Below are 24564 nucleotides of genomic sequence, written 5' to 3'. Positions count from 1 at the left end.
GTTTGTCGGTCATGAAAAACTCCTCGATAGATGCATTTTCCACTTATCGAGGTGTCCGGGGAAATTAGACCACTACAGTCGAAGCGAAGCCGACCGGAGGGCGATGCCCCCTGATGGACACCGTAGCGAGGGAACGCCGAGCCTTGGCGAGGGGCCGAACGCTTGGGGCAAGACTTTTTGGTTCCTTTTGGGGCGTTTGCCAAAAGGGACTCGCTGTAAGAGCGAAACCATAAGTCGCCGTGACCGCAGCAACGGATATGTACACCGATTATGATCGTTCCCACGCTCTGCGTGGGAACGATCCAAAAGTCAACCGTTTCAATCAGCTCAGGTAGCAGGCACCGTTCACGCCACTCTCCTTTCCATCATTCTGCTCACCAAGTCGACTGATCTTCGAGGCTGGCTTTTAGCAATTCGTCTTTCCACTCATCACTCAGCACACTGTAAATATCTTCAAAAAATGCTCGGGGATTTTCCATCACATCCCAGTAATCCGGAAATCGGTTGGTGCTTTCGCAGTCATGCTCTAGCAATGCCTGAAAATCATATGATTCGTCTTGCAGTGCAGCCTCAAGGACAGCAACCAGTAAAAATTTATGCCTATAACTCAAATAATCGTAGCTCTCTACGATATATTTTTTCGTGAGTACTCTTCTATCAGCAGAAATATTAACGTTGTACTTTTCGAGTTCTAGACCAAGAGTATGCTCCCGATCATAGATATCAAAATCACCGATAATTTCCCTCACCGTAGGCGCATATGGCATATCTAAAACTGGATCCTTAATCATTTAATTATCACCGGATGCGATGTGAAAGGCTTTTGAATTCGTCCTTTACTAAACTTTGTTTCTGAACCATGCATATCTTCGATAAAAAGAGGGTTTTCTTTGTCTTTTTTATTCGGCTTGTAACCTCGTCCAACACTTTCATTCTCCCTACGGACCACCCAATATCCATTGACATCTTTTCCGGTAAACTGCGGAAGCCCTCGAACGACTCTTGTCATATCATCATTTAACGTATGCATATGTAAATTCCAGCTTTTATATTGCGAGCTCAAGTTCCCTCTTTTTTCTTTATGAGGAATTTTAGTTATGGGATCCGTACCGTCTATCGCACGCTGCCGAATGACGGCATCTGGGACCTCAACACTATGCTTACCGATCGTATGCATATCGTACTTTTCTTCCAGCCGTCCAACCCAACGCTTGGCCACTTCCTCTTTAAGAACTTCTATCCTCGCCCGCCGCTTATCAGCATTCATCTTCGGCAGCGGCGGCTCACCCTCATCCACCCGCGCCTTCGCCGCCGGGTCTTCCACCCCCGTCGCCGGCTTGCACCCGTCCCCGCCCGGGCAGGTATTCAACCCCAACGGGTCCACCCAGCCCGTCGGGTTCGGGGTGTATTGGTAGGCGTTCAGCCCACCGGCCAGTTTGCTCGGGTCCGGGGTCAGGTAGCGGCCGTTGTCCGGAGTGTAGTAGCGATGGCGGTTGTAGTGCAGGCCGCTCTCGGCGTCGCAGTATTGGCCCTGGAAGCGCAGCGGTTGCTCAAGCTGTTCTTCGCTGTCTTGCTTGAGCCGGGCGAGTTTGCCGTAGGCGTGGTATTGCGCCGACCAGACGATTTCGCCGCTGTAGGCGGTGAGTTCCTGCGGGGTGCCGAGGTGGTCGAGTTGGTAGTAGAACGGGCAGGCATTCCGTGGGCCTTCGCCGTCGAGCAGCGCCAGCGGGCGGCAGCTGCCGGGTTCGTAGACGTAGCTGCGGTAGTGGCTGCTGCCGCGTTCGGCGATCAGCTGGTCACCTTGCCAGAAGAATTCGGTGCTCTGCCCGTCGACGGTTTTCGCGATGCGCCGGCCGAAGGCGTCGTAGCGGTAGCTGGCGCCACGGCCGTCGGGCCGGGTCATGCCGATCAGCCGGTGCTGGCAGTCGTAGCGGTATTCGCTGTCGAGGCATTGGGCCTTGCCGCGGCGTTCGCGGATCAGGTTGCCATAGGCGTCGTAGTCGTAATGGCGGTCGCCGTGCATCCGCAGGCGGTTGCCCTGGATGCGGGCCGGGCCGGGGCGGTCCTGCATCAGCAGGTTGCCGGCCGGGTCGTGGCTGAAGTGTTCCGGGGGCTCGCCGTGGGGATGGCGCACGCCGAGCAGCCGGTCTCGCAGATCGTAGTGGTAGCGACGTTGGCCGTGGCGGCTGTCGCTGAGGAGGGCCAGGTTGCCGTTGGCGGCGTAGCGGTAATGCCGGTGGTACCGCGACTGTTGTTGCTGGCTGAGGGCGTGGGCCTGCAGGCGGCCCTGCTCGTCGTACTGGTACTGGCTGAGCAGTTGGCCTTGCTGGCGCTGTTGTTCGCGACCGGCGTCAAAGACGTGCGTAGTCAGCCGGGCGCCGTTGAGGTCGATGGCGCTCAGCGCCCCGCCCTGGCCGTGGTGGTAGTCGAGGGTGCTGTGGTCCGGCAGGCGCAGCTGCTCGAGCCGACCGCAGGCGTCGTAGCGATAACGCAGGGTGCCCCAGCCCTGGTGCTCGGTGATCAGCCGGTCGTGCCGGTCGTATTCGAATTCCAGCGGCCAGTCGGTGTCGCGGTCCGCGACGCTGACCAGGCGGCCCAGCGCGTCGTAGCGGTAGTCGACGGTGTTGCCGTCGGGCAGGGTCTTGCGGGTCAGCCGGCCGTGAGCATCGCGTTGGTACCCGGTGACCAGCGTTGAGCCGTCGTCACCAAACTCGGTCTTCTCCAGCAGCTGCCCGTTGAGGTCGTAGGCGTAGGCGGTGCGCCGGCCATCGAAGCCGGTCTCCTCCCGGATCAGGCCGTTGGCGGCGTATTCGAGCCGGTAGCGTTCGCCGGCTTCGTTTTCGATTTCGCTGAGCAGCAGCCGCGCGTGGTCGTAGCGGTAGCGCAGCTGGCTGCCATCGGGGTTGATCCGGCGGCTGACCAGGTGCAGGTCGTCGGCGTATTCGTAGCGGGTGAGGCGGCCCAGTTCATCGCGTTCGGCGGTGACCTTGCCGTAGGCGTTGTAGCTGAAGGCACGGCTCGCGCCGCCGGGCAAGGTGGTCTGCAGCAGCCGGCCGACGGCGTCCCACTGGTACTGGGTGACGGCGCCGTGTTCGTCCTGGCGGCGGATCTGCCGGCCCAACGTGTCGTAGGCATAGCGGCGTTGGCCGCCGTTCGGCAGTTGTTCTTCGATCAGCTGGCCAAGCCCGTTCCAACCCAAAGTGTGGAGGCTATGGTCCGGATAACGGATGCCGGTTAACTGACCTTTGGCGTCGTAGTGGTAATGGGTGACCTGGCCGTCGGGATCGATCTGTTCGGTGAGATCGCCCTGGGCATTGCGTCGATAGGTCCACTGCGCCTGACCGCGCTGGCGGCGGTGGAGGTGACCGTTGCGGTACTCATACGCCGTCGGCTCATCCTCGGCGGGCAGCACCGCGATCAGGCGCCCGGCCTCGTCATAGCGGTATTCGGTGACGGCGCCGAGCGGGTCCTGTTCGGCGGTCAGCCGGCCCTGGTCGTCGTAGGCCTTAAGGTGCTCGGCGCCGTCCGCCTCGACCTGGCGCAGCAGCCGCGCCTGCGGGTCATGGACGTAAAGCTCTGCGCGGCCGTCGGCATGCCGGACGCTGACCCCGCCCTGCTCGTCCCAGACGTAGCGCTGGTCCATCTGCGCAAAACTCGCCCAGTGCCGGATGCAGCGCGCGGCTTTGCCCGCGCGTTCCCACTCCCAGAAGAAGCTCGCGCCCCCGGCCAGTTGCCGCTGCAGGATGACCTGCTGATCGTCGTAGTCGTAGCGCTCGCTGTCCCCGGCGGCGTTGCTCGCCTCGACCAGCCGCTGGCGTTCGTCGTAGCGGTAGCGGACCAGGGTCTGCTCGGTGCGCCAGGCGTCTTCGAGGGTGTCGGCCGGGTGCAAGCTCTGGTAGTCGACGGCGATGATCTGCGCGCGCTCGTAGCGCAGGCGCAGGGCGCGGCCGGCACCGTTGTCGAGGCGCTGGATGCGTTGCTGACGGTCGCGGGCGATCTGCAGGCGGTTGCCGTAGGCATCGCTGATGGCGCTCAGCCGACCCGCGCGAAAGTGATAAAACCGCGCCGCATCGCCGGCTTGGGCGAGGATCAGTTCCTCGGGAGCCTCGCCGAGGTAAATCGCCGCCCGCGCCAGGCTGTTGTGAATCGCCGGGCGTTCGGCACTGGGCAGCGGAAAGGTGGTGCGGCGGTTCTCCTGGTCGATCCAGATCACCGAATCGCCACTGATCTCCAGCCGCTGCGCCAGCGAATGACTCCAGCCCCACCCCAGCCCGCCATCGAGCTCCACCGCGCTGCTGCGGTACAGCCGGGTCCAGCTGAACGGCAGCACCCCGTCCAGTTCAGCGTCGGTGAGGCTCAGCAGTTCTTCGCCGGTGACCATCGACACCGGGCAGCCGCGGGTGGCGGTTTGGCTGGCGGTGTCGGCGCTGTCGCCGTTGGGGTTTTTCGCCTGTTTGGGGGCGTCGTCATGAGGTTCGTGTTTCTTCAGCGTGGCATTACTGCGCGCGCCCCAGCGCATCTGTAATACGCCCTGTTTCTGCCGGCCAGCCAGGCCCCGGGCGGCGACCTTTTTGTAGCGGTCGACATAGCCCATAAAGCTGTCGATGATGTTGAACATGGCCTCGATGAAGCCCAGGCCAGCCTTGAGGATCTGCGTGCCATGTTTCGTCAGCCGCAGTGTCAGGTAGGCGATGCCGACGCCAGGGCCGACACCAATGCCTGAACCGACAACAGTCAGCACGAGGCCAATCAATAGATCGATCAGGATCTCGACCACGACCGTGGCAATGGCCTCGGCCGTCGTCCCGGCAATCAAACTCGGCGGCAAGGCGTCCAGCCAGATACTCGCGGTGCGCAGCAACAGGCACAGTGCCGCTTCGTCGCTGGCCAGCAGCATGGCTTTTTCCATCACTTGCGGTGCGTCCTGCGCCGACTTGACCAGTTGCTGCGCGCTACTGCCCAGGCGTTCGAGGTGAGCCCCCGGGTTCTTGAGCATGTCACTGATCAGGCCGATGCCGTCCCACACCCCCTCGATCGCCGCCCAACTCCCGGCGAGCATGCCGTTGCCCGCCGCTCGAGCCGACTGCTGCGACCACTGCGGTTTAAACCCCTGCCACTCGCTGCGCAGCCAGCCTTCCAGATCCCGAGTCAGCCCGTCGTAGGCAGCGAACAGCTCATCGACTTGCGACGGGGTCACTGCACTTTGAACCCGGACCCGATAGAACTTGCCGGCCTCGCCCTTGAACTGCGCCTTGCCCTGAGCATCCAGGGTGATGGTCTTGCCGGGACCACCGGCGGCCGGAATCACCTCGACCTGAATATTCCCGAGCGGGATGTCATAGACCGACTCGAACCTGCTCTCGATTTCCAGAATCCTGCTGGTGGGACATTGGGCGACGCTGGAGATGAAATCGTCGTCGCTCTGACTGACCGAAGTGCTGGTGGAGCCGAACTTGATCACTCGCTCCATGTCCAGCAGCGATGGCAGATCGGCGGCGCGACTGCCCTTGTCCAGCGTCCTGGCAAACCAGCTGCGGAGCTGTTGGCGATAAAGACTGAGGGTGTCCTGGAAGCTGTCGAGTTGCGCTTCGATGTGAGCAATGTGATCCATCAGCCTTGCTCCGAGATCAGGTGGTCAGCCAGTGCTTCTTTCGACATGCGAGGTAGCTCTGAGCGGGCAACGAAGGCCGCGACCTTGTGTCTCAAAACGCTTTCTGAATAAGCACCGTGCAGCTCCGGGCGGGCCTCGCTCAGCCAGGTCAGCAAGTTGTTGGTCTGGGTTACGGCGTCCTTCGCGGCGAGGCGATCAAGCAACGACAGAGGAACCTCCCACCAGGGGCAGTCCTTGGCTGTCTTCACGGCACTGGCGCCAATCTCAAGGCTTTGGCCATTGATCAGGCATCGCGTGAACAGTGGCAGCAGCTCGCTCGCATCAACTTCAGGAGCCTGAAGAATCGGCAGCAGATGGCGCCCGTCCCAGAAGCGAAAAAACACCTGCTTGCCATTGGGCAACAGCACCTTGGTCAAGCTGCGCAGGTGCTCGACCAACGCCTCCTGGCTGGCCGAAGAAACTGCCAGCCAGCCCCAATCAGTGGCGTCGGTGCTGGCGACCCAGTCGAGGAATTCGCTATCTGAGGCAACGATCCCGACATAGGGCATCACCCTGTCCCATTCGGCATAGGCGGTGTCGACCCAGATCGGGCTGGCCGTCTGCATTGCGCCCGACTGCTGGAAGGTCTTGAGCGGCTGGGCATCACTGGCGTTGCCAAGAATCACGAACAGCTGCTCTGACGACTGCAATGGTTGGCGCTCGAGCCAGGCTTGAGGTGCAAGGTGCTCAGACATCACAGACACCTTCCTTGCAGCGCTCGCATTCTTCGCAGAACGGCGCGTCGCTTTTCAGGCTGAAAATCTGTGCAGAGCTCAACGGTGCTGGCGGGATCAGTGTCGGTGCCGCAGTCAACTGCGGGGCGCCGCCGACCTGAATAGGTACGCTGCTGAATATCCCGCCGGCATTGATGTTGATCCAGTGCCCGCCAGCCTGAATCGTCGCGCTGACACCGCCGTCGATGACCACTTGCCCCAGGGCAAGGACGTGAACCTGCTCACTGGCCTTGAGCGATTGGTTGCGCACCCGGATGCTGGAGGTGCCTTTGACGACGACGCTGCGATCGTTATCCACTTGCACCGTTTGGTCGTGCAGCACGTGCTGGTTCCAGTCGCGCTGGGCACGCAGGTAGATTTCCTCGGCACCCTTGCGGTCCTCAATGCGCAGCTCGTTGTAGCCACCGCCACCGGGGCTGCTGTGACTACGAAAAATGCTCCGGGTCTTGTCGGCCGGCAGATCGAGTGGCAGCGGGTTGGCGGCATTTGGCAGGCAGCCCATTACCAGGGGCTTGTCGGCATCGGCGTCAACGAAACCCACCAGCACTTCCATGCCAACCCGCGGGATCAGCACACTGCCATAACTGTCGTGAGCCCAGCCGGTGGCCACCCGTAGCCAGCAACTGGAATGTTCGTTGAGTTTTGCGTCGCGGTCCCACTGAAATTGAACCTTGACCCGACCGTACTGATCGCAATGGATTTCGCTGTCACCCTGACCTGTGACCACGGCATGTTGATAGCCGAGCATGCGCGGCTTGGGTGCACCCAATGGCGGACGGAACAGCACATCCCAGGGCGTGGCCAGAAAGGTGTTGCGATAACCCTGGGAAAATCCGTCCGAAGAGTCGCTGATCACCGACTCTTCCAGCACCTGAGGCTGCTTGCCCTGATGCTCGACTTCAGTCAGCAACCACAGGTCGTTCCACGCCGAACGCGGATGTTCGACGATTTCCAGAAAATGCCCGCTGATCAACGCTGATTGATCACTGCCGCCCTCGGCCTGGCAATAGTCCGCGCGGTGGCGCTCCAGAGCTCGCTGAGCCAGGTGTTTGCCATCGGTGCGGTCAGCAAAATGACCTGGATAGTCATAGTCTTCCAGCGCCGGTCGCTGCTCGCCAGCAACCGCACTTTCCAGCAGCAGATGCGGTTTTTTGAAGTCGTAATCGCGACGGGTCACGCCTGTGGTGCGGGTTTCCAGGCGCACACTGAAGCGCTTGATCGCCGGCTCTTCGGCGACCATCCCGCTGCCCGGCAGGTAGACGGTTGGCCATGGCAGTTTGGGGAATACGGTTTGATCATCGCCGAAGATCAGGCGATGACCATCGGGGCTGTGCTGGAAGTGATAGTGGATACCGACCCCGGAGCAGAGCCGCTGAATGAACGCCAGATCGCTTTCGGCGTACTGCACGCAATACTCGCGCTCGGCGTATTGGCTGCCGAGCCGGAACTCGAAAGCATCGCGCTGGATACCATGATCCTTGAGCACTTGAGCGATGATCGCCGGCACCGTTCGATGCTGAAAGATTCGCTGGTTGATGCGCTGAGCGAGATACGCCAGTTGCGGCACCAGGCTGATTTGATAACGGGTCAGCCGCTTGCCGGAGTCGCCTTGGGCCACGCGATAAATCTGCCCGTGAATGCCATTGTTCTGCGCGTCGAAACTGAGGAACGCTTGCCGATGCAGGAGGTTTTCTAGGTCAAGGTCCGAACGCTCGCTGACCAGTTCCAGGTCAAAACGATAGGGCTGGCTGATGGCTTCCTTGCCGGTGAACTCAAGCACCTTGAGCTCACTCTGGACGCCGTCGAGGGTCAAGGTGAAACGCGGTTGATTGGCAGAAGCGAACATCCGATGTCTCTCTGCAGAGTGAAGACGGGCGATTCTGCATGAGCACGAACGGACATTGACGGGAGGGCACGGAAATCAGATTTACCCTACATTTATCAGGAATTGCTCCGTCATTGATGAGGAGCTATGGCTACGCAATGTGCATGGCTTTGTTTTTATTTAGCAGCGAACTATCGGACCGTCTGCATCCATCTGGGTGGATAGACGATTCCGGTTGCCGCGCATTTATGACTGGCGATTCCCCAGTAAAGCCATCAGCCGATGAACCATCACGCTGAAGGTTGCACCTTTGGCACAGACGCCATTCAAAAAAGAAAATAAGGTGCAACCTGCTTTGCCACAATAAGTTACACCCAGCCGGAATTTCAGTTGGCACGTCTGTTTTTTGCTCCTTTTCGGAGCAAGAACCTGATTGCCCAGCAGCAAAAGCACCAAGCAGGCGCGGCATTTCACTGCCGAAATTTATTTCCTGACGAGCCGCCTGTTTTTTCCGACAAAAAAGGGTTGCACCCGGTTGCACCTCTCTCCGTGCACGGCTAATCTTGCCGCCAGCTGATGTCACGCAGTTGTGGCAAACATGAGGATAAAAATATGGCTACCACCACCCTCGGGGTCAAACTCGATGACCCTACCCGCGAACGCCTCAAAGCCGCCGCGACCTCGATTGATCGCACACCGCACTGGCTGATCAAGCAGGCAATTTTCAATTACCTGGAAAAACTCGAGGGTGGTGCAACCCTGACCGAGCTGAACGGTTTGACTGGCAAAGACGCTGACGAGGCGGGTGATGTCCAGGCGGACCACGCCCATCAGTGCTTCCTCGAGTTTGCCGAAAGCATCCTGCCGCAATCGGTCCTGCGCGCCTCGATCACCGCCGCTTACCGCCGCCCGGAACCTGAAGTGGTCCCGATGCTGATCGAACAGGCGCGCCTGCCGGCTGCCATGGCTGAGGCCACCAACAAGCTCGCCGCCTCGATCGCCGAGAAACTGCGTAATCAGAAGAGCGCCGGCGGCCGTGCCGGCATCGTTCAGGGCCTGCTGCAAGAATTCTCCCTGTCGTCCCAGGAAGGTGTGGCGCTGATGTGCCTGGCCGAAGCCCTGCTGCGTATCCCGGACAAAGGCACCCGTGACGCGCTGATCCGCGACAAGATCAGCACCGGCAACTGGCAGCCACACCTTGGCAACAGCCCGTCGCTGTTCGTCAACGCGGCTACCTGGGGGTTGCTGCTGACCGGCAAACTGGTCGCCACCCACAATGAAGCCGGCCTGACTTCGTCCCTGAGTCGCATCATCGGCAAGAGCGGCGAACCGATGATCCGCAAAGGCGTCGACATGGCCATGCGCCTGATGGGCGAACAGTTCGTTACCGGCGAAACCATCGCCGAAGCCCTGGCCAACGCCAGCCGCTTCGAAGCCAAGGGCTTCCGTTATTCCTACGACATGCTCGGTGAAGCTGCACTGACCGAACATGACGCGCAGAAATACCTCGCCTCCTACGAGCAGGCCATCCATTCGATCGGCAAGGCCTCTCACGGTCGCGGCATTTATGAAGGCCCGGGCATCTCGATCAAGCTCTCGGCCCTGCACCCGCGTTACAGCCGCGCCCAGTACGAGCGCGTGATGGACGAGTTGTACCCGCGCCTGCTGTCGCTGACCCTGCTGGCCAAGCAGTACGACATCGGCCTGAACATCGACGCCGAGGAAGCCGACCGCCTCGAGCTGTCGCTGGATCTGCTGGAGCGCCTGTGCTTCGAGCCGCAACTGACCGGCTGGAACGGCATCGGTTTCGTGATCCAGGCCTACCAGAAGCGTTGCCCGTATGTGATCGACTACGTGATCGACCTGGCTCGTCGCAGCCGTCATCGCCTGATGATCCGCCTGGTGAAAGGCGCGTACTGGGACAGCGAAATCAAGCGCGCCCAGGTTGAAGGCCTGGAAGGCTATCCGGTGTATACCCGCAAGGTGTACACCGACGTTTCCTACATTGCCTGCGCACGCAAACTGCTCTCGGTACCGGAAGTCATCTACCCGCAGTTCGCGACGCACAACGCCCATACCTTGTCGGCGATTTACCATATCGCCGGCCAGAACTATTACCCCGGCCAGTACGAGTTCCAATGCCTGCACGGCATGGGCGAACCGCTGTACGAGCAGGTTGTAGGTAAAGTCGCCGATGGCAAGCTGAACCGTCCGTGCCGTGTGTACGCCCCGGTCGGTACTCACGAAACACTGCTGGCCTACCTGGTCCGTCGCCTGCTGGAAAACGGCGCGAACACTTCGTTCGTCAACCGCATTGCCGACCAATCCATCTCGATTCAGGAGCTGGTGGCCGATCCGGTGGCCAGCATCGAGCAGATGGCGACGCTGGAAGGCGGCTTCGGCCTGCCGCACCCACGCATCCCGCTGCCGCGTGATCTGTACGGTTCTGAACGTGCCAACTCCAGTGGCATCGACCTGGCCAACGAACATCGTCTGGCGTCGCTGTCCTGCGCGCTGTTGGCCACCGCGCATAACCACTGGAAAGCCGCGCCGATGCTCGGTTGCGCATCCAGCAACGAAACTCCGGCAGCGGTGCTGAACCCATCCGATCTGCGTGACGTGGTCGGCCATGTGCAGGAAGCCACAGTCGAAGACGTCGACAATGCCATCCAGTGCGCCCTGAACGCCGCACCCATCTGGCAGGCTACCCCGCCGGCCGAACGCGCCGCGATTCTCGAACGTGCCGCCGACCTGATGGAAGGCGAGATCCAGCCGCTGATGGGCCTGCTGGCTCGCGAAGCCGGCAAGACCTTCGCCAACGCCATCGCCGAAGTGCGTGAAGCCGTGGACTTCCTGCGTTACTACGCGGTGCAGGCGCGCAACGACTTCACCAACGATGCCCACCGCCCACTGGGTCCGGTGGTGTGCATCAGCCCGTGGAACTTCCCGCTGGCGATCTTCAGTGGTCAAGTCGCAGCAGCACTGGCTGCCGGTAACCCGGTACTGGCCAAACCGGCCGAACAAACGCCGCTGGTCGCCGCTCAAGCTGTGCGTCTGATGCTTGAAGCCGGGATTCCGGAAGGCGTACTGCAACTGCTGCCGGGCCGGGGCGAAACCGTTGGCGCCCGCCTGGTCGGCGACGATCGGGTCAAAGGTGTGATGTTCACCGGTTCCACCGAAGTCGCTCGCTTGCTGCAACGCAACGTCGCCGGCCGTCTGGATGCCCAGGGCCGTCCGATCCCGCTGATCGCCGAAACCGGCGGCCAGAACGCCATGATCGTCGACTCCTCGGCACTGACCGAACAAGTGGTCATCGACGTGGTTTCCTCGGCCTTCGACAGCGCCGGTCAACGTTGCTCGGCCCTGCGCGTGCTGTGCTTGCAGGAAGACTCTGCCGACCGCGTCATCGAAATGCTCAAAGGCGCCATGGCTGAATGCCGTCTCGGCAACCCGGAACGCCTGTCCGTGGACATCGGCCCGGTGATCGACGCCGAAGCCAAGGCCGGCATCGAGAAACACATCCAGGGCATGCGCGACAAAGGTCGCAACGTGTACCAGGTGGCGATCGCCGACAGCGAGGAATGCAAACGTGGCACCTTCGTCATGCCGACGTTGATCGAGCTGGAAAGCTTCGACGAACTGCAGCGGGAGATCTTCGGTCCGGTACTCCACGTGGTGCGTTACAAGCGTAAAGAGATCGATCAACTGATCGGGCAGATCAACGCTTCCGGCTACGGCCTGACACTGGGCGTACACACGCGCATCGACGAAACCATTGCCAAGGTGATCGACAACGTCAACGCCGGTAACGTCTACGTCAACCGCAACATCGTCGGCGCCGTGGTCGGTGTGCAACCGTTCGGCGGTGAAGGTCTGTCGGGTACCGGCCCTAAAGCCGGTGGTCCGCTGTACTTGTACCGCTTGCTGTCGACTCGTCCTACCGACGCTATCGAACAGTCCTTCGTTCGTGGTGACGCACTCAGCACTCCGGATGTTCGTCTGCGCGACGCCATGAGCAAACCGCTGACGGCCCTGCAAACCTGGGCCAGCAACAACCAGCAAGCAGAGCTGGGCAGCATCTGCACCCAGTTCGCCGCCCAGTCGCAAAGCGGCATCACCCGCCTGCTGAACGGCCCGACCGGCGAGCGCAACAGTTACGCCATCCTGCCGCGTGAGCACGTGCTGTGCCTGGCGCAAGTCGAAGCCGACCTGCTCACCCAACTGGCTGCGGTATTGGCGGTGGGCAGTTCGGCGGTATGGCCGGAAACCGAACTGAGCAAGGCGCTCTACATTCGCCTGCCGAAAGACGTGCAAGCGCGCATCCAGCTGGTGGCCGACTGGAGCAAGGACGAAGTGGTCCTCGATACAGTCCTGCATCACGGCGACTCCGACCAACTGCGCGCGGTGTGCCAGCAAGTGGCCAAACGTGCCGGAGCTATCGTCGGGGTTCAAGGCCTGTCCCAAGGCGAAACCAACATTGCGCTGGAGCGCCTGGTGATCGAGCGTGCACTGAGCGTCAACACTGCGGCGGCGGGTGGTAACGCCAGTTTGATGACTATCGGCTGACACTCCCCCGGTGATCGTTCCCACGCTCCCGCGTGGGAACGATCATGCCTCCTCTGTGTTTTTCCCCTCCATCACCCGCATCAATCTTGCTATTCACCGCCCATTCACCCGCCTAGACTCGGCCTATTCCAAAAAAAGGTAGGCCGCCATGTCCGAGACGTTGCTCAGTTCCCGCAATCTGGCTTTCGAGCTGTACGAAGTCCTCGATGCCGAGGGCCTGACTCGCCGTGAGCGGTTCGCCGAGCACAGTCGTGAGACCTTCGATGCCGCCATCGGCACGGCACGAAGCATTGCCGAGAAGTTCTTTGCTCCGCACAACCGCAAGGGCGATGAAAACGAACCGCGCTATGAAGACGGCAAGGCAATATTGATTCCAGAGGTAAAACCGGCGGTCGATGCCTTCCTCGAAGCCGGCTTCCTCAACGCCGCGCGCAGTTTCGAGGCCGGCGGCATGCAGTTGCCAGCTCTGCTTTCGCAAGCTTGTTTCGCGCATTTCCAATCGGCCAACGCAGCGTCGACCGCCTACCCGTTCCTGACCATGGGCGCGGCGAACCTGATCGAAAGTTTCGGCACCGATGAGCAAAAGCAACGCTTCCTGCAACCGATGATCGACGGGCGTTTCTTCGGCACCATGGCATTGACCGAGCCCCATGCAGGCTCGTCGTTGTCGGACATCCGTACTCGCGCCGAACCCGCAGCCGATGGCACTTACCGGCTCAAGGGCAACAAGATTTTCATCTCCGGCGGCGATCATTCGTTATCGGAAAACATCGTGCACATGGTGCTGGCCAAGCTGCCGTATGCGCCGACGGGGGTAAAGGGCATTTCGCTGTTCATCGTGCCCAAATTCCTGGTCAACGATGACGGCAGTCTAGGCCAGCGCAACGACGTACTGCTCGCCGGTCTGTTTCACAAGATGGGTTGGCGTGGCACCACCTCCACCGCGCTGAACTTCGGCGATAACGGTGAGTGTGTTGGCTATCTGGTAGGCAAGCCGCACCACGGCCTGAGCTATATGTTCCAGATGATGAACGAAGCACGGATTGGCGTCGGCATGGGCGCGGTGATGCTCGGTTATGCCGGTTATCTCTACTCGCTGGAGTACGCTCGCGAGCGCCCGCAAGGTCGCCTGCCGGACAGCAAGGATCCGAATACAGCACCGGTCTCGATCATTCAGCACGCCGATGTCAAACGCATGCTGCTGACCCAGAAAGCCTATGTCGAAGGCGCTTTCGACCTTGGCTTGTATGCAGCGCGCCTGTTTGACGACACCACGACCCTTGAGACCGAAGCCGAACGCAAACAAGCCCACGAGCTGCTGGACCTGCTGACCCCGATCGTCAAATCCTGGCCGTCGGAGTTTTGCCTGAAGGCCAACGAATTGGCGATCCAGATCCTCGGTGGCCACGGCTACACCCGCGAGTACCCGGTGGAACAGTACTACCGCGACAACCGCCTGAACCCTATCCACGAAGGCACCCACGGTATCCAGTCGCTGGACCTGCTGGGGCGCAAACTGGCGCAGAACGGCGGCGCCGGGCTCAAGCAGCTGATTCGCCTGATCGCCGACACCGCCGAGCGAGCCCGGACCTATGGATCCCTGGACGCCCTGCGTCAGCCCCTCGAGAAGCTGGTTGCCCGCTTGCAAAGCGTGACCATCGGCCTGCTGACTGATTTGGGCCAAGGCAAGGTCAACAGCAGCCTGGCCAACTCGGCGCTGTACCTCAAAGCCTTCGGCCACACCGTGATCGGCTGGCGCTGGCTGGAACAGGCGATCCGCGCGGAGCAAGGATTGGCTCAGGGCAATGCGACGGATATCAGCTTCTATAAAGGCAAGCTGCAGGCTGCGCGGTACTTCCTGACCTGGGAAGTACCGGGCTGCCATCATGAGCTGACGATTCTTGAAGCGCGAGATGACACGTGCCTGAGCATGCAGGATGAGTGGTTCTAGGCAGACGCCCGATCGTTCCCACGCAGAGCGTGGGAACGATCAACTACCGTAACCGAAACCCGCCCATCTGCCGCGCCAGGTCATCGGCCAGGCACTGCAGTGTCTGGCAATCCTCGCGACATGCACGCACTTCACTTGCCGTGGCGCGGGCCAGATCCGAGATACCCTGCACGTTGCGGTTGATCTCTTCGGTCACCGCCGACTGCTCTTCGGTGGCGGTCGCCACCTGGTGGTTCATGTCGCTGATGCGCTCCACCTGGCCGGTAATCGCCGTCAGCGAGGCCCCGGTGCGCTGGCTCGATTCGACGCCAGTCCCCGTCGCCGCTTGCCCGGAACGCATCGACGACACCGCATTTTCCGCGCCCTGTTTGAGGCGTTGAATCATCTGCCGGATTTCGTCGGTGGACGACTGGGTTCTACGCGCCAGAGTCCGCACTTCATCGGCGACCACCGCAAACCCGCGCCCCATATCCCCTGCTCGCGCTGCTTCAATCGCTGCGTTCAAGGCCAGTAGATTGGTCTGCTCGGAGATCCCGCGAATGACCGCCAACACCTGATCGATGGACGCCACCTGCGTCGCCAACTCGCCCACCGCACCGGCGGCGATCCCGATCTCATCAGACATACTTTCGATATGGCGGATCGAACCACCGACCACTTCCCGTGCCTGCAAGGCTTCATCGCGAGCGGTTTGCGAGGCGACCGCGGCATTGCCAGCGTTTTGCGCAATTTCCTGCACGGTCAGGCCCATCTCATGCACGGCGGTAGCAACCATATCGGTCATTTCCTGCTGCCGACCGGAGCGTTCGGCGGTGTTGTCCACCACCAGCGCGACCTCCCCGACCGCTGTGCGCAGTCGCTCACTGGTGGCCAGCACTTCACCGATCATTTCGCGCTGACTGTCGAGAAAACGATTGAAGCCGCGCGCCAGATCACCCAGCTCATCGGCTCGAGAGGAATCTAACCTGTGAGTCAAATCGCCACCACCGCTACCAATCGCCACCAATGCCGCTGTTACCTGACGGATCGGGCGCACCAGCCCGCGGGCCAGCAACACCACCAATAACAGGCAGACCAGGGCCACACACAAGCCAATGGCGCTGGTCATCCACATCGCCTGTCTGGCCTGGGCGTAGATCTGCGATTGCGGCACTTCGGCCACCAGGGTCCAGCCCAAGTCCCGCAGAGGCAGGCTCAAGGCCAGGAAGTCTTCACCATCACGGATAAAAACGCTGCTGGTCAGCCCTTGATGCCCCATCACCGCCTGTGCCGCCGGGCTGCCGATCTGCTCGGCCAGCTGACGTTTTCCGCTGAATTGCGCTTCTGGATGCACCTGAATCAAACCGTCGGAACGCACCAGATAGACCTTGCCGCGCTCACCGAAGCTAAAGTTGTGAATCAACTCAGAGAGCTCGCGCATGCTCAGGCCCAGCCCGGCAACGCCCACGACTTTGCCGGCCATCTCGACCTTGAGGTCGATAAACAGCGCCAGTTCACCGGTGCGGGTGTCATTGTCGATATTCAGGGTGCGCGGCTGATTGCTGTCCAGAAAGGCATAGAACCAGGCATCGGTCGGACTGGATCGGCTCAGGGTCCGATCAAGACCTTTTTCGGTGTAGTAGTGGCCTGAAGCAGAACCCGCGATCAGCGCGGTAAAGGCTTTGTGCTCGGCGCGGATACCTTCCAGATAGCTGACGAAGCTGTTGGTCCGGGCTCCGTTTTCACCCCCGGCCAGCCATTCGCGCACCATGCTGTTGCTGGCGATGTCTTTGGCTGCGGTCAGTGGCTGGACCAGAAGCCGTTCGATGTCGTTGCGCATCGCTTCGATGCTGGAGGGCAGCGCCTTCTCCACCAGATAGCTCTGGGCCAGACGGTTGACCACCAGGGTATAAATGCCAACCACGATCAGAATACTGACCAGCAGGGCGGTGCCCATACTCAGGATCAACTGCCATTGAATACTGCGTCGCCAGAACTGCATGGAGCACCCCCAAAGAATAAGAGGCTGAAACACTGCAACAGCCATGCCGATTGTATACAAACTACAAAACAGTTTGTCCGACAGTTTATTCTTTGGTTGTGCTCAACCCGATCAGGCCTGGCCGATCGTCCGTGAAATCACTTCAACCGTGGCGCTGACTTGCTCTTGGTAACGGTCGAGTTCCTGCTTGTGCCGTTTCTGCATGTCGATCTGCTGCGAGCACAGATTCATCGCCGCCAGCACCAGCAATTTGTCTCCAATCAGAGTCGGGTATTTTTTCTTGGTGCTGGCCAAAGCGGCCTTCAGCATTAAAGCAGCGTCCAGCAGGGTCTGCTCTTCCCCGGCCGGAGCCTTGATTGAATAGTCCTCCCCGAGAATCGAGATGACTTTTATCCCGTCGGCGCCGTTTCTCATGCGTTGACAGGACCCGCGCTGACGCGCTCAACCAGGGCTTGAATGCGTGCCACGGTGGCGCCCTGCTTTTCTTCCTGCTCCATCAGGCTCAGTTGCAGACTCTCGTTTTCATCCTTGGCCTGGGCCAGTTCCGCACTGAGTTTTTTGTTCGTGCCGAGCAGCTCCTGGTTCTGTTGCACCAGTTCGCTGACCAGCTGTTCCAATTGGCTTAGGGATGCTTCCAACATTTTGATTTCTCAGGCATTTTCAAAGGGCGCGTACGATAAAGAAAAGTCATCACGGATGCCAGGGTTATCCGGGCCGGACGCCTTGATTTTCCTGGCGACGACCTTGCTTGCGAGCTTTAAAGACTGCGATTCATCCATCTGGTTCCTGGCGCTTCGTAATAGCGCCTCGCCTGCGGCAAAAATACGCAGGCGCTCAAGACTTTAGTCTTATGACCGATAAGTCACAGATATCCAGTCTTGGCACCTCGCGCGAATGCGCTTTATTCGGTAAACATCATGTCCCTTCGTAATTTGAATATCGCTCCGCGAGCGTTCCTCGGCTTTGCCTTGATCGGCAGTCTGATGTTGATTCTGGGGGTGTTCGCCTTGAACCAGATGAGCAAGATCCGCGCAGCCGCTGAAGACATCACTCTCAACAATATGCCGAGCATCAAAAGCCTCGACGAATTCACCCAACTGAGCCTGCGTCAGCGAGTGCTGTCCTACCGTCTGCTGGTCAACCGCGAACCGGATATCCAGCAAAAGACCATGGAGTTGCTCGACACCCGTAACCAGCAGATTCGTGTCGCCCAATCCGTCTATGAAAAGCTCATCAGCAGCCCGCAGGAACGCGCGGCCTACGACCAGTACATGCAGTTGCTGGGGCAATACCGTCAGATTGAAGACCGGATGAAGACGCTTTCGCGTAATAACCAGGTCGACGAACTGCGCACGTTGCTGAACACCGAATTGCTGACCAACTCCGAAGCGATTAACACCGTGCTGAACCGCCTGCTCGAAATCAACACCCAGCAGACCGTCAACACCAATCAGCAGGCCACCGATCAATACTCCTCCGCCTTCAATCTGGTGGTGACATTGCTGGTCATCGCTACCGGCTTGACCTTGCTGTTTGCCTGGTTACTGACCAATAGCATCACTCAGCCTATTGCCAAGGCCCTGACCGCCGCCGAAGAAATCGCCGAAGGCAACCTGACCCGCCCCATCAAGGTCGACGGCAGCGACGAAGCGGGTCGCCTGTTGCTGGCCATGTCGAAAATGCAGGAAAAACTGCGTGACACCCTGCAACGGATTTCCGGTTCGGCCACACAACTTGCCTCAGCGGCAGAAGAGCTGAACAGCGTCACCGACGAAAGCGCCCGTGGCCTGACCCAGCAGAACAATGAAATCGAACAGGCCGCCACCGCCGTCAACGAAATGACCAGCGCCGTGGAAGAAGTCGCGCGTAATGCGGTGAGTACTTCCGAAGCTTCGCAAAACGCCACAACCTCTGCCGGTGACGGCCGTGATCTGGTGCAGGAAACTGTCAGCGCCATCGAACGCATGAGCGCCGACGTGCAGAGCACTGCCAACCTGATCGGTAACCTGGCAGAAGAATCGCGGGACATCGGCAAAGTGCTGGACGTGATTCGCGGCCTCGCCGACCAGACCAATTTGCTCGCGCTGAACGCCGCGATTGAAGCCGCACGCGCCGGTGAGGCCGGTCGTGGTTTCGCCGTAGTGGCGGATGAAGTTCGTGCCCTGGCGCACCGCACCCAGCAGTCCACCAGCGAAATCGAACGCATGATCGGCAGCATCCAGAGCGGTACCGAACACGCCGTCAATTCGATGCGCAACAGTACCGAGCGCGCCGAATCGACGCTAAACATCGCCAAGGGCGCCGGCCTGTCGCTGGACACCATCAACAGCGCCATCGCCGAGATCAACGAACGTAACCTGGTCATCGCCAGTGCCGCCGAAGAACAGGCGCAGGTCGCCCGTGAAGTCGACCGCAACCTGGTGAACATTCGCGACTTGTCTGTGCAATCAGCCACCGGTGCCAATCAGACCAGTGCTGCGAGCAATGAGCTGTCGCGCCTGGCGCTGGACCTGAGCAACATGGTTGGGCGGTTTAGCCTCTAAGTAGGTGATCGTACCCACGCAGAGCGTGGGATCGATCGTCGTCTCGCGTCAAAAGCTTTTTTGACAGCATCACATTTCAACAGGTTAGAATCGTGGCACGCAGACTGCATGGTCAGTTTGCGCCCGCCTGCCTGCTTCTGGAGTACTGCCTTTGAATGCGACGACCATCAACAGCCTGTTCTTGATCGGCGCGTTGCTGGTAGGTGCGAGCATACTGGTGAGCTCCCTTTCGTCCCGCCTTGGCATACCGATTCTGGTGATCATCCTGGCTGTGGGCATGGCCGCCGGCGTCGACGGCGGCGGCATCATCTTCGATAACTACCCAACGGCTTATCTGGTCGGCAACCTCGCGCTGGCCGTGATCCTGCTCGACGGCGGGTTGCGCACCCGGGTCGCGAGTTTCCGCGTAGCGCTATGGCCAGCGCTGTCGCTGGCCACGATCGGGGTACTGATCACCACCGGGCTGACCGGCATGGCCGCCGCCTGGCTGTTCAACCTGAACCTGATCCAGGGCCTGCTGATCGGCGCCATCGTCGGCTCCACCGATGCCGCGGCGGTGTTCTCGCTGCTGGGCGGCAAAGGCTTGAACGAACGGGTGACCGCCAGCCTGGAAATCGAATCTGGCAGCAACGACCCGATGGCGGTGTTTCTCACCGTTACCCTGATCGACATGCTCGCCAGCGGCGAAACCGGTCTGCACTGGAGCCTGCTGGGGCACCTGATCAGTGAGTTCGGTATCGGCGCCATCATCGGTCTGGGCGGTGGCTGGCTGATGCTGCAAATGGTCAATCGAATCCACCTGGCCGCCGGCCTGTATCCGATTCTGGTGATCGCGGGCGGTCTGGTGGTGTTCGCCCTGACCAACGCTCTGCACGGCAGCGGCTTCCTCGCGGTGTACCTGTGCGGTCTGGCGATCGGCAACCGCCCGGTACGCAGCCGCCACGGCATCCTGCACATGCTCGACGGCATGGCCTGGCTGGCGCAAATCGGCATGTTCCTGGTGCTGGGGCTGCTGGTGACACCCCACGACTTGCTACCCATTGCCCTGCCCGCCCTCGGTCTGGCGCTGTGGATGATTCTGTTTGCGCGGCCGCTGTCGGTGATAGTCGGCTTGCTACCGTTCAAGGCTTTCCATGGGCGCGAGAAGGCCTTTATCTCTTGGGTTGGTTTGCGTGGCGCGGTCCCGATCATTCTGGCGGTATTCCCGTTGATGGCCGGCCTGCCGAACGCCCAGCTGTACTTCAATCTCGCGTTCTTCATCGTGCTGGTATCGCTGCTGGTGCAAGGCACCAGCCTGCCGTGGGTCGCCAAACTGTTGAAGGTGATGGTTCCACCAGAACCCGCGCCGATCTCCCGGGCCGCCCTCGAAGTGCACGTCACCAGTGAGTGGGAACTGTTCGTGTACCGTCTTGGCGCAGAGAAATGGTGCATCGGTGCCGCTCTTCGCGAGCTGAAAATGCCCGAAGGCACACGTATCGCGGCGCTGTTTCGCGGTCAGCAACTGCTCCATCCGTCGGGTAGTACGGTGCTCGAAGTCGGTGATTTGCTCTGCGTTATCGGCCATGAACACAACCTGCCGGCGCTCGGAAAACTCTTCAGTCAGGCACCGCAACGCGGCCTCGATTTGCGCTTCTTCGGTGACTTCGTTCTGGAAGGCGACGCCCAACTGGGGGCGGTTTCAACGCTGTACGGACTGCAACTCGAAGGGGTCGATCCAGACATGCCACTGAGCCGCTTCATTACCCAGAAAGTGGGCGGTGCGCCGGTAGTCGGCGACCAGGTGGAGTGGAACAACACCATCTGGACCGTTGCCGTCATGGACGGGAACAAGATTGCCAAAGTGGGCGTCAGATTCCCCGAAGGAAGTCGCCCGGGACCCGGACTCTTCCTCTAAACTGCCCACTTTCAATCCAGCTCGACCGGTATCTATGTCAACCCTGCGCACGTGTTTCGCCATTATCTTGCTTGGGCTCAGCCTTTCCGTCGGCGCGCTGCAAGCGGCTGATCTACCCACCAGTGAGTCGGTCCAGCATAGCCTGGACAAGATTGCTGATCGCAAGCTACCCGAGGCTGACCAAAAGGCCCTGCAAACGATTCTGCAGCAGACGTTGACCCAACTGGTCAACCTACAGGATTACGAACAGAAACTGGCCGACCTCAAGCAGCAACTGAATACGGCGCCACGCCAGACCGCCGAAAACCAACGCGAACTGGTACGTCTCAAGGCCACCAAGGTGGTACCTGCGGCACAGCGTTATGCCAACCTGCCAGTCCCGCAGCTCGAGCAGTTATTGACCGAACGCAGCAATCAACAGGGCGAATTGCAGAAAGCCCTGGCCGACGCCAACAGCCTGATCATCACCGCACAGACCCGGCCGGAGCGGGCTCAGGCCGAGATCAGCAACAGCCAGACGCGCATCCTGCAAATCAACGGCATCCTGAAACTCGGCAAGGATGGCGGCAAGCTACTGAGCGCCGATCAACGCAATCAACTCAACGCCGAACTGGCCGCGCTCAACGGGCTGATCCCGTTACGCCGTCAGGAACTGGCCGGCAACAGCCAACTGCAAGACCTGGGCAACAGTCAGCACGACTTGCTGATGGAAAAAACCGCGCGCATGGAGCAGGAAATCCAGGATCTGCAAACCCTGATCAACCAGAAGCGCCTGGCCCAGTCCCAGGAGACGGTGACCCAACAGTCGATCGAAGCGCAAAAATCAGGCAGCAGCAGTCTGCTCGCCACCGAAAGCGCGACCAACCTGAAACTGTCCGACTACCTGCTCAAAAGCACCGACCGCCTCAACGAAGTGACCCAGCAGAACCTGCAAACCAAGCAGCAACTCGACAGCGTGACCCAGAGCGATGCGGCCCTGGACGAGCAGATCAACGTGCTCAGGGGCAGCCTGCTGCTTTCCAAGATTCTCTACAAACAAAAACAGGCCCTGCCGCGCCTCAAGCTCGACCGCAATCTGGCCGACCAGATCGCCGACATACGTTTGTACCAATTCGAAGTCAGCCAACAACGAGAGCTGCTCGGCAACCCGAGCAGCTACGTCGACACGCTGCTGGCGACTCAACCGCCGGAGCAAGTCACACCACAGCTGCGCAAGAACCTGCTCGATCTGGCGATCACCCGCGCCGATCTGCTGGAACGGCTGAGCCGTGAACTGAGCGCCGTGCTCAACGAGTCCATCACCCTGCAGCTGAATCAGAAACAGCTGCTCAGCACCGCGCAAAATCTGCGCGCGACCCTTGACGAACAGATGTTCTGGATTCCCAGCAACAAGCCACTGGACCTCGAATGGATGCGAGCCGTGCCTGATCGTCTGGATAAACAGATCACCACGCTGCCATGGGCTTCAAGCCTGAGCGAGCTGGCCGACGGCCTGACCCAACGCCCGCTGCTGTTCCTGCCGCTGGCGTTACTGATCGGCGCCTTGCTGTGGAGACGCAAGTACCTCTATGCCCGGCTGATCAAGGTTCACCGGGACATCGGCCATTTCAAACGCGACAGCCAGTGGCATACGCCCCAGGCGATTCTGATCAATATCTTGTTGGCGATGCCGGTATCGCTGGCCCTGGCCCTGTGCGGCCTCGCACTGCAGATCGACGCCCGCGGGCAAAACGCCAACCTCGGCGCCGCTCTGCTGCAGATCGCACAGGCGTGGCTGGTGTTCTACACCGCGTACCGGATCCTGGCGCCGGGTGGCGTGGCGGAACTGCATTTCCGCTGGGAAAGACCTCAGGTGGAATTCCTTCGCGGCTGGATCCGCCGTCTTGGGCTGGTCGTACTGGCGCTGGTGGCCGTGGTGGCGGTTGCCGAATTGCAACCGGCATCCCTGGCGGATGACGTTATCGGCATCGCCGTGGTGCTGACCTGCTATGCCTTGATGGCCTGGTTGCTCAGCCGCCTGCTGCTCAACAGCCCGACACATAACAGCGCCTCACTGATTCGCAAAGCCGTCGGCATACTGTTTACCGTGCTGCCGATCGCCTTGTTCATTGCTGTGTGTTTTGGCTACTTCTACACCGCACTGAAACTCAGCGACCGGTTGATCAACACCCTGTACCTGCTGATGTTCTGGCTGGTGATCGAGGCCACCTTCGTGCGCGGCCTGGCCGTCGCGGCGCGGCGTCTGGCCTACCAGCGGGCCCTGACCAAACGCCAGGCGGCCAAGGAAGCCGGCGACGGCGAAGCGATCGTCGAAGAGCCAACACTGGACATCGAGAAAGTCAACGAACAGTCCCTGCGACTGATCCGCCTGGCCTTGCTCGGCGGGTTCATCGCTGCACTGTACTGGGTCTGGAAGGACCTGATCACGGTGTTCTCGTACCTGGACAACATCACCCTGTACGAATACACCAGCGGTACCGGCGCCAACATGAGCATGGTGCCGATCAGCATCGGCGACATGCTTGGCGCATTGATCATCATCGGCATCACTCTGGCGCTGGCGCGAAACCTGCCAGGCTTGCTGGAAGTACTGGTGCTGTCCAAGCTCGACCTGGCCCAGGGTAGCGCTTACGCCACAACCACCCTGCTGACTTACGTGATTGCCGGTGTGGGTTTTGTTTCGACCCTGTCGACCCTCGGCGTGAGCTGGGACAAACTGCAATGGCTGGTAGCGGCGCTCTCGGTGGGTCTGGGTTTCGGCATGCAGGAGATCTTCGCCAACTTCATCTCCGGGATCATGATCCTGTTCGAGCGCCCGGTCCGGATCGGCGACACGATCACCATCGGCAACCTGTCGGGCACGGTGAGCAAAATCCGTATCCGTGCCACCACCATCACCGACTTCGACCGCAAGGACATCATCGTCCCGAACAAGACGTTCATCACCGGGCAACTGATCAACTGGTCGCTGACCGACACCGTGACCCGGGTGACCCTCAAGCTGGGCGTGGGCTATGATTCGGATCTGGAGCTGGTGCGAACCCTGCTGCTCAGAGCCGCCATGGAAAACCCGCGCGTGCTGAAGGACCCTTCGCCCTCGGTGTTCTTCCTGAACTTCGGTGAAAGCACCCTGGATCACGAACTGCGTATTCATGTGCGTGACCTTGGCGACCGTAACCCGGCACTCGATGAAATCAACCGGTTCATCAACAGCGAGTTCAAAAAGCACAACATCAACATCGCTTTCCGTCAGGTGGATGTGCACCTGAAAAACCTGACGGGCCAGGAACAGATATTACTGGCCACCGATGCTGTCAAACCCGCCACGCCTCCCGATAAAGGCAAGACACCACCTGAGCCACCATCGGCGCGTCTCGACTGACTGGACGCCACGCGCCAATCCCCAGCAGAATACCTGGA

13 protein-coding genes and 2 pseudogenes are annotated in these 24564 nt (G+C 60.4%); 7 read left to right on the top strand and 8 right to left on the bottom strand.

What is annotated here, in order from left to right:
• Positions 1-374: 374 nt before the first annotated feature.
• From AC07UI_RS27905 to AC07UI_RS27890, 4 genes are read right to left on the bottom strand one after another with little or no spacing between them, the layout of a single operon-like run.
• Complete coding sequence (locus AC07UI_RS27905; protein WP_494995525.1) at positions 375-791, bottom strand: hypothetical protein; 417 nt, start codon at positions 789-791, stop codon at positions 375-377.
• A complete protein-coding gene (locus AC07UI_RS27900; protein WP_494995524.1) occupies positions 788-5611 on the bottom strand; it encodes an RHS repeat-associated core domain-containing protein in 4824 nt (1607 codons plus the stop codon). The genes AC07UI_RS27905 and AC07UI_RS27900 overlap by 4 nt, the downstream gene beginning before the upstream one ends.
• Positions 5611-6348, bottom strand: coding sequence for a DUF4123 domain-containing protein (locus AC07UI_RS27895; protein WP_494995523.1), 738 nt, complete (start codon positions 6346-6348; stop codon positions 5611-5613). The genes AC07UI_RS27900 and AC07UI_RS27895 overlap by 1 nt, the downstream gene beginning before the upstream one ends.
• Complete coding sequence (locus tag AC07UI_RS27890) at positions 6338-8230, bottom strand: type VI secretion system Vgr family protein (protein WP_494995522.1); 1893 nt, start codon at positions 8228-8230, stop codon at positions 6338-6340. Before AC07UI_RS27890 ends, AC07UI_RS27895 begins: the two co-directional genes overlap by 11 nt.
• A 369-nt stretch (positions 8231-8599) precedes the next feature.
• On the opposite strand from AC07UI_RS27890, the gene AC07UI_RS27885 reads away from it, so the two are divergent.
• The 3 genes from AC07UI_RS27885 to AC07UI_RS27875 all read left to right on the top strand — a co-directional run bounded on the left by AC07UI_RS27885 (position 8600) and on the right by AC07UI_RS27875 (position 14726).
• Entirely contained in the window at positions 8600-8770 is a 171-nt protein-coding gene (locus tag AC07UI_RS27885) for a hypothetical protein (protein WP_494995521.1), read from the top strand.
• Between the two features lie 51 nt (positions 8771-8821).
• Positions 8822-12775 carry a trifunctional transcriptional regulator/proline dehydrogenase/L-glutamate gamma-semialdehyde dehydrogenase gene (gene putA / locus AC07UI_RS27880; RefSeq protein WP_494995520.1) on the top strand — a complete coding sequence of 1318 codons (3954 nt, stop codon included), beginning with the start codon at positions 8822-8824 and terminating at the stop codon, positions 12773-12775.
• Between the two features lie 148 nt (positions 12776-12923).
• The gene (locus AC07UI_RS27875) at positions 12924-14726 is read left to right on the top strand and encodes an acyl-CoA dehydrogenase (protein WP_494995519.1); all 1803 of its coding nucleotides are present in this window, start codon (positions 12924-12926) and stop codon (positions 14724-14726) included.
• Positions 14727-14769: 43 nt separating this feature from the next.
• Here AC07UI_RS27875 and AC07UI_RS27870 read toward each other — a convergent pair whose 3' ends face one another.
• The 4 genes and pseudogenes from AC07UI_RS27870 to AC07UI_RS27855 form a co-directional block, all read right to left on the bottom strand.
• Positions 14770-15501 carry a methyl-accepting chemotaxis protein gene (locus AC07UI_RS27870; RefSeq protein WP_494995529.1) on the bottom strand — a complete coding sequence of 244 codons (732 nt, stop codon included), beginning with the start codon at positions 15499-15501 and terminating at the stop codon, positions 14770-14772.
• A gap of 132 nt (positions 15502-15633) precedes the next feature.
• Positions 15634-16545, bottom strand: a pseudogene (locus AC07UI_RS27865) (HAMP domain-containing protein); the annotation flags it as partial.
• A 273-nt stretch (positions 16546-16818) separates the two neighbouring features.
• Entirely contained in the window at positions 16819-17121 is a 303-nt protein-coding gene (locus AC07UI_RS27860) for a cell division protein ZapA (protein WP_494995518.1), read from the bottom strand.
• On the bottom strand, positions 17118-17348 hold the full coding sequence (locus AC07UI_RS27855; protein WP_494995517.1) for a hypothetical protein: 231 nt from the start codon (positions 17346-17348) through the stop codon (positions 17118-17120). The genes AC07UI_RS27860 and AC07UI_RS27855 overlap by 4 nt, the downstream gene beginning before the upstream one ends.
• 276 nt (positions 17349-17624) lie before the next feature.
• On the opposite strand from AC07UI_RS27855, the pseudogene AC07UI_RS27850 reads away from it, so the two are divergent.
• The 4 genes and pseudogenes from AC07UI_RS27850 to mscK all read left to right on the top strand — a co-directional run.
• Positions 17625-18347, top strand: a pseudogene (locus tag AC07UI_RS27850) (MCP four helix bundle domain-containing protein); the annotation flags it as partial.
• A 30-nt stretch (positions 18348-18377) separates the two neighbouring features.
• Positions 18378-19250 (top strand): methyl-accepting chemotaxis protein, encoded by an 873-nt coding sequence (locus AC07UI_RS27845; protein WP_494995528.1) that lies wholly within the window; start codon positions 18378-18380, stop codon positions 19248-19250.
• Between the two features lie 151 nt (positions 19251-19401).
• Positions 19402-21144, top strand: a complete 1743-nt coding sequence (locus tag AC07UI_RS27840) for a potassium/proton antiporter (protein ID WP_494995516.1) — start codon at positions 19402-19404, stop codon at positions 21142-21144.
• Positions 21145-21178: 34 nt separating this feature from the next.
• Entirely contained in the window at positions 21179-24526 is a 3348-nt protein-coding gene (mscK, locus tag AC07UI_RS27835; protein ID WP_494995515.1) for a mechanosensitive channel MscK, read from the top strand.
• Positions 24527-24564: the final 38 nt, after the last annotated feature.

It is taken from the genome of Pseudomonas sp. GW821-FHT04C07 (assembly GCF_059420325.1).
The sequence above is the reverse complement of the archived record's forward strand: the minus strand, read 5'-3'. Positions and strand labels throughout refer to the sequence as shown.